Origin of the sequence: Embleya sp. NPDC127516, from assembly GCF_044765325.1 — a bacterium.
In the GTDB taxonomy this organism is placed as follows: Bacteria; Actinomycetota; Actinomycetes; order Streptomycetales; family Streptomycetaceae; genus Embleya.
Window position 1 is genome coordinate 56,388 of record NZ_JBIWJT010000018.1, and the last position, 12,668, is coordinate 69,055.

General features: G+C 72.9%; 10 protein-coding genes. 5 read left to right on the forward strand and 5 right to left on the reverse strand.

All coding sequences use genetic code 11. The annotated features are described in order from the left end of the window. Window positions 1-23: 23 nt before the first annotated feature. Together ACIRL2_RS31410 and ACIRL2_RS31415 are read right to left on the reverse strand one after the other, a co-directional pair. The gene (locus ACIRL2_RS31410; RefSeq protein WP_402236530.1) at window positions 24-1,676 is read right to left on the reverse strand and encodes an AMP-binding protein; all 1,653 of its coding nucleotides are present in this window, start codon (window positions 1,674-1,676) and stop codon (window positions 24-26) included. A 282-nt stretch (window positions 1,677-1,958) separates the two neighbouring features. Then, entirely contained in the window at window positions 1,959-2,447 is a 489-nt protein-coding gene (locus tag ACIRL2_RS31415; protein WP_395873878.1) for a PaaI family thioesterase, read from the reverse strand. Window positions 2,448-2,568: 121 nt separating this feature from the next. Here ACIRL2_RS31415 and ACIRL2_RS31420 point away from each other — a divergent pair, with 121 nt between their 5' ends. Beyond that, window positions 2,569-3,030, forward strand: a complete 462-nt coding sequence (locus ACIRL2_RS31420; RefSeq protein WP_395873877.1) for a hypothetical protein — start codon at window positions 2,569-2,571, stop codon at window positions 3,028-3,030. A 168-nt stretch (window positions 3,031-3,198) separates the two neighbouring features. Continuing rightward, entirely contained in the window at window positions 3,199-4,290 is a 1,092-nt protein-coding gene (locus ACIRL2_RS31425; protein ID WP_395873876.1) for a Gfo/Idh/MocA family protein, read from the forward strand. Window positions 4,291-4,384: 94 nt separating this feature from the next. Here the strand turns inward: ACIRL2_RS31425 and ACIRL2_RS31430 are convergent, their stop codons facing one another. Both ACIRL2_RS31430 and ACIRL2_RS31435 read right to left on the reverse strand, forming a co-directional pair. After that, window positions 4,385-5,356: a phosphotransferase family protein gene (locus ACIRL2_RS31430; protein ID WP_402236533.1), complete on the reverse strand. Its 972-nt coding sequence runs from the start codon at window positions 5,354-5,356 to the stop codon at window positions 4,385-4,387. Between the two features lie 162 nt (window positions 5,357-5,518). Next, on the reverse strand, window positions 5,519-7,723 hold the full coding sequence (locus ACIRL2_RS31435) for a copper-translocating P-type ATPase (RefSeq protein WP_402236535.1): 2,205 nt from the start codon (window positions 7,721-7,723) through the stop codon (window positions 5,519-5,521). A 143-nt stretch (window positions 7,724-7,866) separates the two neighbouring features. Between ACIRL2_RS31435 and ACIRL2_RS31440 the strand changes: the two genes are divergently transcribed. Beyond that, window positions 7,867-10,386, forward strand: coding sequence for a hypothetical protein (locus ACIRL2_RS31440; protein ID WP_402236538.1), 2,520 nt, complete (start codon window positions 7,867-7,869; stop codon window positions 10,384-10,386). 477 nt (window positions 10,387-10,863) lie between these two features. On the opposite strand, the gene ACIRL2_RS31445 is transcribed toward ACIRL2_RS31440, so the two are convergent. After that, entirely contained in the window at window positions 10,864-11,292 is a 429-nt protein-coding gene (locus tag ACIRL2_RS31445) for a DUF5709 domain-containing protein (RefSeq protein ID WP_395871839.1), read from the reverse strand. A 141-nt stretch (window positions 11,293-11,433) separates the two neighbouring features. On the opposite strand from ACIRL2_RS31445, the gene ACIRL2_RS31450 reads away from it, so the two are divergent. Further along, complete coding sequence (locus ACIRL2_RS31450) at window positions 11,434-12,021, forward strand: hypothetical protein (RefSeq protein ID WP_402236540.1); 588 nt, start codon at window positions 11,434-11,436, stop codon at window positions 12,019-12,021. A 294-nt stretch (window positions 12,022-12,315) separates the two neighbouring features. Further along, window positions 12,316-12,600 carry a hypothetical protein gene (locus ACIRL2_RS31455; protein WP_395871843.1) on the forward strand — a complete coding sequence of 95 codons (285 nt, stop codon included), beginning with the start codon at window positions 12,316-12,318 and terminating at the stop codon, window positions 12,598-12,600. Window positions 12,601-12,668: the final 68 nt, after the last annotated feature.

Consider the following 12,668-nt stretch of genomic DNA (forward strand, 5'->3'; position numbering starts at 1 on the left):
CGGAGTCTGGTTCGCCGGCGATCCTATCCGGGGTCCACCTCCGCGCCGGCGACCGGCGTGCCCTCGGCCGCGCGCCGGCGCAGTTCGCCGCGCCGCAGCTTCCCGGTGCCGGTGCGCGGCAACTCGTCGACGAACTCGATCAGCCGCGGGTACTTGTACGGCGCCATGGTCCGCTTGACGAAGGTCTGGAGCGCGCGGACGGTCGCCTCGTCCGCGCTCACCCCGGGAGCCGGCACCACGTATGCCTTGACCACCATGCCGCGTCTCTCGTCGGTCGCGCCGACCACACCGCACTCGGCCACGTCCGGGTGGGTGCACAACACCGCCTCGACCTCGGGCCCGGCGATGTTGTAGCCGGAGGAGACGATCATGTCGTCGCTGCGCGCCTGGTACCAGAGGTACCCGTCCGCGTCACGGATGTAGGTGTCCCCGGTGATGTTCCAGCCGTCCCGCACGTAGTCGAGCTGACGCGGGTCGTCCAGGTACCGGCACCCGGTCGGGCCCTTCACCGCGAGCTGCCCGGCGGTGCCGTCCGGGACGGGCTTGCCGTCCGGACCGAGTACGACGGCCTGGAAACCGGGCACCGGAAGCCCCGTCGCGCCCGGGCGGATCGCGTCGTCTGCCGCGGAGACGAACACGTGCAGCATCTCGGTCGCGCCGATCCCGTCGATGATCCGCAGGCCGATCGTGTCCCGGTACGCCTGCCACACCCCCGCCGGCAACGCCTCACCGGCGGACACGCAGCGCCGCACGCCGGCGAGCAGGTCGGCGAGGCCCGCGCCGAGGATGGCCCGGTAGGCGGTGGGCGCGGTGAACAGTACGGTGACCCGCCGCTCGGCGACCACGGCGGCGAGTTCCTCGGGCGTCGCGCGTTCCAGGAGCAGCGTGGCCGCACCCGCGCGCAGCGGGAACACCACCAGGCCGCCGAGCCCGAAGGTGAAGCCCAGCGGCGGCGTGCCGGTGAACAGGTCGGTGGGCTCGGGACGCACGATGTGCGCGGAGAACGTGTCGGCGATGGCGAGCACGTCCCGATGGAAGTGCATGGTGGCCTTGGGCCGCCCGGTGGTCCCGGACGTGAACGCGATCAGCGCGACGTCGTCGGCCGAGGTGTCCACCGTCTCGAACATGGTGCTCTTCGCGGCGCAGCGGGCGGGCAGGGTGTCCTCGCCCGGGCCGCCGTAGGTGAGTACGCGCAGGCCCGGGGTGTCGGCCGCGTCGAGTTCAGCGGTGAAACGGTGGTCGCACAGCGCGACCGCGGGTCTGCCGATGTTGTGGATCGCGTCGAGTTCGTGCGCGCGCAGCAGTGGCATCGTGGTCACCACGACCGCGCCGGCCTTCAGCGCGCCGAACCAACTCGCGACCAGCCAGGGGTTGTTGGGACCGCGCAGCAGCACCCGGTTGCCGGGCACGACGCCGAGGTCCTCGATCAGGACGTGCGCGACCTGGTTGGCGCGGGTGAGCAGGTCGCCGTAGGTCCAGGTCTCGTCCGGGGTGACCAGGCACCGTCGGTGCGCCCCGTGTCGCGCGATGGTGTCGTCGAGCAGTGCCGCGGCGCAGTTGAGCCGGTCGGGGTAGCGCACGTCCGGCAGGTCGAAGATCAGCTCGGGCCATTGCTCGACCGGCGGCAGCCGATCCCGGGAGAACGTGTCGACGTGCGCGGAGGGACGGAGCTGCATGCCGGCACCTCATCATCCTGTTGCCATCGTGACGACAGTCAACGGTACGCGACATCGGCCCGCTATGGCATCCCCTTCCCGCCGAGCGCCGAGCGCCGAGCGCCGAGCGCCGAGCGCCGAGCGGGACGCGTCGGCGGTCGTCGCGCGGGCATCCCGTCACGAGGGCCTCGCTCGCGCGGCGTCCCGCCAAGCGGGCATCTCGCCAAGCGGGCATCTCGCCATACGGGCATCTCGTCGGGCGAGCGTCCCGCCGTGCGGGCATCTCGTCGGGTGGGCATCCCGTCACGCGCCGGTCCCGTTCGCCACCAGTACCGTGCCCCGACCGATCGCGCAGACCGTCTCGCCGCCGTCGGCGGACACCATGGTCAGCGTGCAGTCGCAGACCGCCTGTCGGCGGCCGGCGTGCACGATCCGCGCGTCGGCACGCAACGTGGCACCCAGCGCCGGGCGCAGGTATTGAACGGAGACGCTGCCGGTCAGTACGGCCGAGCCGAGCGTGCTGCCGGCCGCGAAGGTGATCGCGTTGTCGGCCGCATAGGCGAGCACACCGCCGTGCAAGTAGCCGTTCTGTTGCCGCAATTCGTCGCGAACGTCCACCTCCAGCGTGGCCTCCCCGGCACCGAAGGCGGTGACCCGGGCACCGACGAGTCGGCTGAACGGCTGGGCGGCCAATACGGATCGGGCGAAGTCGAGCGCCTCACGCGCCGCACGCGCGTCGGGGGCATCCGCTGTCTCGGGCGTGGTCGGCGGATCTGCGGGGCTCTGGGTCATCGTGGTGTCGCCCTTCGCGTGGAGGGATCGGGAGGGCCACGGGCGGCGCGTCCCCCGACGGGTGATCATCGAACCAGAGTCCCGATCACCCGCGTCGGGGCTTCCCGGGCACAATCGGGTCATGTTCGAACTGCTGCCGGGTGTCGGGGTGGTGCTGCCGCGCGGCGCCGGGACGTTGCGGTTCGAAATGAGCGAGTCGCAGGCGCAGTGGGTGCTGTCCACGGTGGTGGACGTACGCCCGTACTGGTCCTGTGCCGGCGCCGGCTACGGGGATGACGGCCACCGGGAGTTCTGGAGCTTCGGGGGTCACCTGGGCACCCTGCGCATCGACGTGACCGGCTCCGAGCACGGGTGTCGCACCATCACTTTCGAACCGGAGCCCGGCACCACCACGGATCCGGTGGTGTGGCGGGACGTCGACGTGTTCGGGTATCCCGCCGACGAGGTCGAGGCCGCGTTGGCGCCGAAGGCGGCGCGCGAGGCCGTCGGGCTGTTCCTGACCCGGGGCACGGCGGAGGCGGCGACCCGGATGGCGCGGGCGCGGTTGACCACCGAGGGCGGATCGGCGCGCCGGATCGGCTGACGCCACCGGGCGCCGTCGGATGTGCTTCGTCACATCACGGCGCGATGGTGAAATTGGACAGCTTCCCTTACCGTGGGCGCGCGTTTCGGCCCGGCCGGGACCCGGACGACCGGCCACGGTCCCGGTCCGATCCCGGGCATCCTCGGCCCCGAAAAGGAGAGCGGCGTCATGGCGCGGGACAAGCTGGGTGTGGCGATCGTGGGGACCGGATTCGGATGCATCACGCATCTGCCCGCCTTCCGGGACGCGGGCTTCGAGGTGCGGGCGTTGGTCGGCCGGGACCCGGCGCGTACCGCCGAGCGGGCCGAGCGGTTCGGGGTGCCGCACGCGTTCACCGATCTCGACGCGGCGCTCGCGCTGGACGGCGTGGACGCGGTGACCGTGGCCACCCCGCCGCACACGCACGCCGACATCGTGATCGCGGCGGTGACGGCGGGCAAGCACGTGGTGTGCGAGAAGCCGTTCGCGACCGACGCGGTCGAGGCGGCCCGGATGCTGGACGCCGCCGAGAAGGCCGGCGTCGTACACATGCTGGGCACCGAGTTCCGCTGGCAGTCCTCGCAGGCCCTGCTCGCGCGGTTGATCGCGGACGGCGCGATCGGCGAGCCCCGGCTCGCCACCTGGCTGTTGCACATCCCGGTGCTGACCGGGCCGGACGCCGAGGTACCCGCGTGGTGGGGTCGGGCGGAGGAAGGCGGCGGCTGGCTGGGGGCGCACGCGTCGCACTGGATCGACCAGATCCGGCACACGCTCGGCGAGTTCGCCGGGGTCAGCGCGGGCCTGCCGCTGGTCGCCGACCGGCCGGGGCAGACCGCCGAGGACACCTTCAACATCCGTTTCCGCACGGTGACCGGCGTCGAAGGCACGCTGCAAAGCTCCGCCGGGGTCTACGGACCACCGCTGCTGACCACGCGCGTGGCCGGTACCCACGGCACGGCCTGGGTCGAGTTCGACGACGTCTGGCTCGCCGACGCCAATGGCGACCGGCGCGTCGACACCCCCGCCGACCTGGCCAACCCGGACCCGATCGCACCCCCGTCCGACCTGATGCACACCGCCTACGACCTCCTGCACTCGATGGGCATCGACCGCGCGCCGTACACCAGGCTCGCCACGACCTTCGCCGCCCTGATCAACGGCGCCCCGGTCCCCGAGGCCCCACGCCACGCCGGCTTCGCCGACGGCGTGGCCGGCCAACGAGTCCTCGACGCGATCCGCGCCTCCGCCGCCGCCGGCGGCCACTGGACGCCCTGCGCCTGACCGCGGGCGGCCACGCGGCCTGTCTCGGATCGCTCCGCGCGGGCGCCGGGATGCGTGCGCGGGGTCGATCCAGGAAACCCACCCCTCGGAGCGATCAGCTCGGGCGCGAGGGTACGTCGAAGGTGTCGAGCAGAGCGCCGACGTACTCCTCCAGCCGCGTGGTGAGCAGCGCGGGGGTCAGGTCCGGGCGACCCGACTCCCGCCACGGGACCGCGACCTTCTCCGCGTCCGGCGCGAAGGCGAGTGCGTCGAGCAGACGCCAGTACAGGTGTTCGGCCGGATCGTCGGCAAGCCGCCCACCGGCCGCCGCGTAGGCGGTCGCGAAGCCCATCGCGGCGGCCGGGCCGTGCAGCAGGGCCGACGCTGTCGAGCAGTGCGCGACATCCAGGTCGGCCGGTCCCCACGAGGTCTCCACCCAGTCGACCACCCCGGCGACCCGCGCCTTTGGCCCGTGCCCGGCGAAGAGCACGTTCCCCGGGTGGAAGTCACGGTGCAGGAAGCGTCCGCGATACGGGGGCGGTTCGCGGCGAATCAGGTCGATCGCGCGTCGCCAGAGTTCGGGCCGCCCGGTTCTCTCGGGTACGCGCACCCGTTCCGGGGAGGTCCACGCCTGATAGCCCCGGGGCCGGGTGCGATCGTCGACCTCGACCGCGTGTACGGCGACAAGCAAGCGGGCCGACAACACGATCCGTTGCTGCGCCCCGTCGTCGTCACCCAGCCGAATCTCCCCCGGGAGCAGCGACATCAACAGGGACGGATGGTCGCAGTACTCTCCGCGCGGGTCCACGGCCACGAGCGTCGCCGCCGGGATGCCGCTACCGGCGAGCAGTTCCAGGATCGCCGCCTCCCGGCCCAACAGCCCCTCGGCGTGCCGCACGAAGAACGGCTTCACGAACGACCGCAATACCAGCGCTCGTTCACCGGCGGGACCGGCCACGCGCAGGCGACGCATCACCGACGTCCAACCACCGACCAGCCGCTCGGCGCCGACCACCCGCTCCCCGGCGGGCAACACCGACTCGACCCACGCCCGTGTCGCGGCCCACTCCACACCCTCGTCACCCACGCCGGCAGCGTACCGACCGACCCACCCGCCGACTCCCGCCCGCGCACCCCACCGTCCGCGTATGACGAGCTTCGAGACCCACCACCCGCAAAGCCCTGGACGACAGGCTCGGAAGCTCGGTGGCGGAAGTTCCGGCGGCGCCGGATCCGCGCCGCCGGTTGATCACGCCTCGTGCGCGCCGGGGCGGAGGTCGAGGCGGCGCAGGAGTTGGGCGTTGAGGGCGACCACGACCGTGGAGAGGCTCATCAGGATCGCGCCGACCTCCATCGGCAGGACCACACCCGCCCAGGCCAGGGCACCCGCGGCCAGTGGCACGGTGACGAGGTTGTAGCCCGCCGCCCAGGCCAGGTTCTGCCGCATCTTGCGGTAGACGGCGGTGGACAGGCGACGTACGCCGAGCACCGCGCGCGGGTCGTCGGAGGCCAGCACGACACCCGCCGACTGCACCGCGACGTCGGTGCCGGCGCCGATCGCGATGCCGACGTCGGCTCGGGCCAGCGCCGGCGCGTCGTTGACGCCGTCGCCGACCATGGCCACGCGCAGGCCCCGGGCCTGGAGTTCGGCGACCTTGGCGTCCTTGTCGCCGGGCAGTACCTCGGCGAAGATCTCGTCCACCCCCAGGTCGCGCCCGACCCATTCGGCGACCTGCCGCGCGTCCCCGGTGAGCATCCCGACGCGGACTCCCACGGTGTGCAACTCACGGACGGCGGAGCGGGATTCGGGGCGGATCTCGTCCTCCAGCGCGAGCGCCCCGGCCACCTCGTCACCGGTCAGCACGTACAACACGGCCGCGCCGCGCCCGACCCAGTCCCCGACGGTCGCCGACAGCCCGTCGGGCACGCGGACGGCCGTCTCGCGCAGCAACGCCGGCCCGCCGACCCGCACCCGGGTGCCGGCCACGTCCGCCTCGACGCCTCGGCCCGTCATGGACCGGAACCCGCTTGCCACGACCGGCTTTCCGTGCTCCTCGGCAGCGCGCACGATGGCCCGGGCGAGCGGGTGTTCGCTCTCCCGCTCGGCCGCGCCGGCGAGCAGCAGCACCTGGCCCTCGTCCCGGCCGGGTGCCGCCGCGACCCCGGTCACCGCGGGCGCTCCGCGGGTGAGCGTGCCGGTCTTGTCGAACAACACCACGTCGACGTTGCGCATGCGCTCCAGCGCGATCCGGTCCTTGACCAGGATGCCCTGCCGCGCGGAGAGCTCCGTCGAGATCGCGATCACCAGCGGGATCGCCAGCCCGAGCGCGTGCGGGCAGGCGATCACCAGCACCGTGACGGTCCGCTCGATCGCCGACCCGCCCTCGCCGAGCAGCGACCACACCACCAGCGTCAGCACCGCCGCGCCCGCCGCGTAGTAGAACAGCAGCGCCGCCGCCCGATCCGCCAACGCCTGGGCCCGGGACCGGGATTGTTGCGCCTCGGCGACCAGCCTACGGATCCCCGCGAGTTGGGTGCCCTCGCCGGTCGCGGTCACGACGACCCGCACCGCGCTGTCCACCGCGACCGTGCCGGCGACCACCGTGTCACCCGCACCGCGCGGCACCGCTCGGGACTCGCCCGTGATCATCGACTCGTCGAACTCGGCCGCCCCGTCCGCGATCCGGCCGTCCGCCGGGACGCGTGCCCCGGAGCGGACGAGCACGGTGTCGCCGGCCGCCAGGTCGGCCACCGGGATGCGCTGGAACTCCCCCTCCGGTCCGACCCGTTCCGCCTCGTCGGGGAGCAACGCCGCGAGTGCGTCCAGGGCGCCCGAGGCGGCGCCGAGCGCGCGCATCTCCAGCCAGTGGCCGAGCAGCATGATGTCGACCAGCAGGACCAGCTCCCACCAGAAGTCCAGCTCGTGCGAGGCGATTTCCAGCGTCGCGGCCCAGGACGCGACGAAGGCTACCGTGATCGCCATCGCGATCAGCGTCATCATCCCCGGACGCCGGGCCGCGAGTTCGGTGCGGGCGCCGGTCAGGAAAGGCCATCCGCCGTAGCCGAACACGACCGTGCCGAGGAGTGGCGGGATCCAGGACGAACCCGCGAACGACGGTTCTTCGTACCCGAGCACGTCCGCGAACATCGGACTCAGCGCCAGCACGGGCAGCGACAGCAGCAGGCTCAGCAGAAACTTGCCGCGGAACATCTCGGCGTGCCCGGTGTGACCGCCGTGCCCCTGGTGCTCGTCGTGGCCTTGGTGGCCTCCGTGCCCCGCATGGCCTCGCGGCTCGCCGTGCCCGGCGGGGCCTTCGTGCGCGGCATGCCCCGCGTGCGCCGCGTGCCCCTCGTGACGGCCACCCTCGCCCGGTCCTTCGCGGCCCGCGTGTGCGTCTCGTCCGTCCCGCTCAGCCCGCCCGCGCTCCATGCCGCTTCCCTTCTCGCCCGCCATCGACTTACCCTTTATACCCCACAGGGGTATAAGTAGCGTCGATCGACCCGCGCTCATTCCTTGCGATTCCGGCGGAACCATCCGCATCTCGGGCCGGCGGCGGTATAACCAGAGACCAGCCCCCTCTCCCTCGGGAGGCCAACATGGTGCGTCAGCCACGATCCCGCAGTGTCGACTGGTTGTGGTGGGCGACCTCGTCGGGCGAACTGCAACCCTTCCTGGATCATCCGGATCACGATCAACAGGAGATAGCCCGGGAGAAGTCGGCGGTCGCGGTCCAACTCGCCCGCCTCGGCGATCCGCTCGTGGACTGTCTGGCGGCAATCGCCCCGGACGTCCTGGCCGACGCCCTGTGGCGGTTGCCGAACCCCACCCGGACCGACACGCTGCGCGCGCTGCGGGTACCGCCCGCGCGCCGCCCCACTCCCGCGATCGCCGAACACGCGCTCAAGCGGCTGCGCAAACAGACCGCGAGCGTTCGCGGCTACACCGCCCAGGTCGTCACCCTGCCGGTGCTGCGCGTACTGCTGCCCGCGACCCTGGACACCGACTCGGAGGCGTTGGACGGCGAGATCCTGGAAAGCCTGAAGACCACGACGTTGACCCCCGATCTGATCCGGCTCACCGCGATCGCCGATTGGGGGTTCAGTTGTCAGGCCGCCGCGCTGCTGCGACTGACGCTGACCGAGGCCGATCTCGCACTGCCCGGCTGGCCCGCAGACGTGATCGCCGACGTGGTGACGGCGTGTCGGCGGTTCGAGGCGTTCTGCCGGGACCGGATGTGCGGCGCGAGCGAACCCCCGTCGCCGCTGCGCTCGCTCGACGACGCGCTCGGCCGGGCCCGGGCCGCCGCCGACTCGGTGACCGCCTCCGTAGCGGCCGGCCGCGCGCCGGAGGAGGCCGACCTGACCATGCTCGCGCTGGTCGGTCCAGCCGTCGCGGAAGCCCGAGAGGCGGTCGGCGCGCTGGTCGGCGCCGAGCCGGACACACTGCCCGAGGACCGACCGGGGCTGGCCGCCGCGATCACCGTGCACGAGGCCGCCGTACACGCCCGGGAACTCGCCGGCGTGGACCGCTTCCGGAATCTCGTCGGCCCGTCGATGCACGGCGCGGCGATCACCGAACTGCGCGAGCTGGCAACCGATCTGAGTACGCGTCACGAAAACTGGGAGCCGACCGACCGGCGCCGGGTACTGGCCCTGGCCGATCTCGGCGCGCTGATCGACGAGATCGCGGCCGACCGGGACGAGGGCGTGGACGCACTGGCCGAGACGGTCCGCCCACACCTGCCCGACCCGACCATCGTCAACGCCGCGCTGCGCGGCCGGTTGTCCTGGGACGAGACACCGACCACGGCCACCCCGCACGCCGCGACGCCCCCGCCGATCGCCGAGGAAACGGGGACGGCACCCGAGAGCACAAGCGACACCGAACCCGCCCCGACGCCCGAGGCTCCACCGCTCGACGCCGACGATCCGTCGTCGGGGGCGGAGGCTGCGGCTGCCGACACGGACGGCCGGGCCGACGACGCCGACGATGGCGGCGGCGGGGTCGAGACCGTCGGCACGGTGCCGATCGAGTCCGACCCCGACCCGGAGCCCGCCCCCCGACCCGACCCCGGTCCCGACTCCGCGACGCTGATCGGCGAGTTGATCGGTCGGGGCGACTACGCCTCGGCCGTGCGGGCAATGTCCGCCGACGCTCCGGAGCGCAAATCCGCGCTGCGCGCCCTCGCCTACGCCAACGGCGCGCGCTCGGACACCGGCGCCCTCGCGCTGTCCCTGCGCGACGAACTCGACGAAATGGCCATGCGCGTACCCGGCCACGACCGAGCGACCCAACTGCTGACCGTGGCCGCGGCCGCGCGCGCCGCCGTACTGTGCGGACACAGCACGTACGGCCTGCTCCAGGAGGCCGCCGCCGGGCTGAGCGACCTGCCCGCCGTGGCCACATTGGCCCGACACATCGCCACCGGCTCCGCGCAGGGACTGCTCGGCGGCGCCCGCAACCTCGGCGCGCTGGAAGCCCTCGCCGAGGCGGAGGCCGGCGCCGCCACGTGCGCGGCGGACGCCGCCGAGGCCCTGCTGCACCCGCGCCACCTGCGCTTCCCACGCGCCACCTCGATCGCCCAACTGTGGTGGCGACCCGAGGACGGCCTGCTGGGCCGACTGCTACGGCTGGCGGCCGGCAACGAACGGAGCGACGTGGACGAGGTCGCCGAGGCGCTGCGCCGGCTCACCAAGCACCACGAGTTGGAGAACCGACTCTCCGCGATCGACGAGGAGTTCCGCAACGGCAAGGGGCACCGCCTGGAGGGGCCGGCCCGACGCAGGCTGCTGGAGTACGCCCGCGAGTCGCTCGGCACGGTGAGCCGCTGGGTGGACGCCATGCGCCGGGTCGCCGAGACCGAGTCGGAGGCGGAGTCCTGGATCGCCGGCCCGCTGGCCGACCTGCGCCACACCCTGATCGCCGACCGCCCCGAAGCCGACCGCGAACTCGCCGATTTCGCCGCACACACCGGCGACCCACTCGCCGCCGGCGCGGCACGAGCCGCCGCCGCGAGCCTGTCCGCGACCCTCGACCTCCTCGACGGCCGCCCCCTGACCGGCCCCGAACCCACCCCCGAAACCCTCCTGCCCCCCAGTGCCCCCACTACCGACTGACCCCAACACGACACGCCACGAACACGAACGCAACAAGCGCAGCCGCAGACGCGAGGGCGGAGCCCGACACGGAGGCAGGTGCAAGCGCCAACGACGGAGGGCGCGCGGACGCGGGCGCGCGGGCGAGGGCCGACGCGAAGAGCAGGCGCGGGCGCAGACGCGCGGACGAGCGCCGACGACCGAGGCAGACGCGAACGCGGAGGCAGACACGGGAGCGAGGGCCGACGCGGAGAGCAGGCGCGGGCGCGCGGGCGAGGGCCGACACGAAGTGCGGGCGCGAGCGCGGGCAGAGGCGAACGAGCACAGGAACCGGGACGAACAATGCGGCTCACCCGGGACGAGCGCGGATACTCGACAGGCAGCACCGCAGGCACTCGCACCCGCACCCGCACCCCTCGCCCGGCCCCCTGTCCGCCCGCGCGACGCGGTCGCACCGGGCGTACCGGCCCGCGCTCGCGTCCACGGGACCTGTTCCGTCTAGGGGACCTCTTCCTCCGGGATGATGTGCATCGCCGCCTCCTCCGCGCCCGCCGCGCCGCCGTCGATGCCGACGTCGTGGGCGACCGCCTCCGATTCGGTGTCCTCGTGGGCACCCTCGTCCTCGGCGACCAGCCGCCCCGCCCTGGGGTCGGGGCTGCCCTCCCATTCGTCCGAGACGACGTCGTCGACGGAGACGTCCGGCTCCTCCTCGGCCAGGAGTTGGTCGAGCGACTCGCCGCGTCGCTCCTCCTCGGGAGTGTTGCCGTAACGCTCCGCCGCCGACCAGCGGTCCGGCGGCAGGATCCCGGTGTCCAGCGGGTCGTACGACAGGTCGTCGGTCGACAGCGTGTCCTCGGGGCCGAGTACGCCGTCGTCGCCCGGTGTGTCCGGGGAGTCTTCGGTCGGGTCCGGAGTGTCGTCGCTCATCGCCTGCCACCTTCCGCTGAAGTGCTCGTGCCGTGCGTCCAGGGCTCGGCCCCGTCCCCCCGCGACCCGAGTGACCTTGCCCAGCGCCGGCCGGTTCATTCGGGGCCGCCCGGGAGCGGCCCCGCCTGGCAGCATGTCCGGGTGCCGGAATATCGCTTGCGCGTAGCCACGGTCCTGACCTGTCTTCTGCTCACCGCCACCGGATGCGGCTCCGACGGCGACGACGGACCCGACGACAGGGCCGACGGACCCGCGAGGGTCGACCGCGCTCCGGAGCCCACCGAGGTCGCCGACGTCCGCCCCGAGCCGACCCTGACCATCAACTGCCTGCACACCATCGGCGAACGCCCGGAGCCCACGAGCGATTCGACCGTCGTCCTCGGCGACGTCGCCCTGGAGACCGGCCGCAGGCTCCAGACCACCAAGTCCACGGGCACCGAGTACCTGCACCCCTTGTTCGCCAAATCCGGCCTGATGGTGCGCAACGGCGCCGTCGTCGACATCGAGGTGTTGCCCGCGCCCGGCAACGGCGCGTCCATCGGCTGGGGCAACGGCCAGTCCTCCGCCGTCGCCGTCCGGGTCCCGGGCTGCACGACCGGCTCCACGGCGAACTCCTGGACGGCCTTCCCCGGCGGCTACTACGTGGACCGGCCCGGCTGCCTCACCCTGGTCGTGCGCTCGCGCGGGTTGCAGACGAAGGTGCGTGTCCCGGTTGGCGCCGACTGCTGAGCCAAGGCATCCCGACCGAGTGCCGCGCCGGGGCATCCCGGCCGACTGCCGAACCGAGGCGCCTCGGCCGACTCCCGCCCGCGGCGCTTCCGACCGGTTGGAGGCGATTCCCCCACCACCGGGCTCACAGCCCACCCAACCGCTCGTTCCAACGATGTAGACATCTCAACCCGTCTCATGCCTGAGGCTGATTTTTCCTGATGGATTTGGACGATCTTTGATCGCCGGCGCAGGGTGGTCCAGGGGGCAAGGGACGGAAAGCCCGGTCCTGGGGCCGGGGAGGGAGCGGACGGAATGCACGAGGCGCAGACACGCGAGACGAGCCGCGACGAATGGCAGACGCTGCACACCGGGACTCGGGAGTCCGCGGCCCGAGGGTTGCGCGAGGATTTGACCCACGCCGGAGTGGCCGAGGCGGACCTGGCCCGACGGGTGACCGAAGCCTGGGCGGGCTCCGTGGTGACCGTCGCGAGCACCGGCCGGCAATTCCGGATCACCCGGACCAGCGCTCCCGCGCCGACGATCTCGCTCAGCGAACCGCAACGCACCGAAACGGAACAATCGCTGCTCAACCGCTGACGTCGGCCCGCCGCCCGGCAACCGGGCCCGGGCACAACAGGCACAAGCACAAACACAGCCTCCGGCGA

Bases quoted from the DNA above. Each gene is read 5' to 3' on its own strand.
- ACIRL2_RS31415 (WP_395873878.1), bottom strand. From the start codon at position 2,447: ATGACCCAGAGCCCCGCAGATCCGCCGACCACGCCCGAGACAGCGGAT.
- ACIRL2_RS31445 (WP_395871839.1), bottom strand. From the start codon at position 11,292: ATGAGCGACGACACTCCGGACCCGACCGAAGACTCCCCGGACACACCG.
- ACIRL2_RS31440 (WP_402236538.1), top strand. From the start codon at position 7,867: ATGGTGCGTCAGCCACGATCCCGCAGTGTCGACTGGTTGTGGTGGGCG.
- ACIRL2_RS31410 (WP_402236530.1), bottom strand. From the start codon at position 1,676: ATGCAGCTCCGTCCCTCCGCGCACGTCGACACGTTCTCCCGGGATCGG.
- ACIRL2_RS31435 (WP_402236535.1), bottom strand. From the start codon at position 7,723: ATGGCGGGCGAGAAGGGAAGCGGCATGGAGCGCGGGCGGGCTGAGCGG.
- ACIRL2_RS31425 (WP_395873876.1), top strand. From the start codon at position 3,199: ATGGCGCGGGACAAGCTGGGTGTGGCGATCGTGGGGACCGGATTCGGA.
- ACIRL2_RS31420 (WP_395873877.1), top strand. From the start codon at position 2,569: ATGTTCGAACTGCTGCCGGGTGTCGGGGTGGTGCTGCCGCGCGGCGCC.
- ACIRL2_RS31455 (WP_395871843.1), top strand. From the start codon at position 12,316: ATGCACGAGGCGCAGACACGCGAGACGAGCCGCGACGAATGGCAGACG.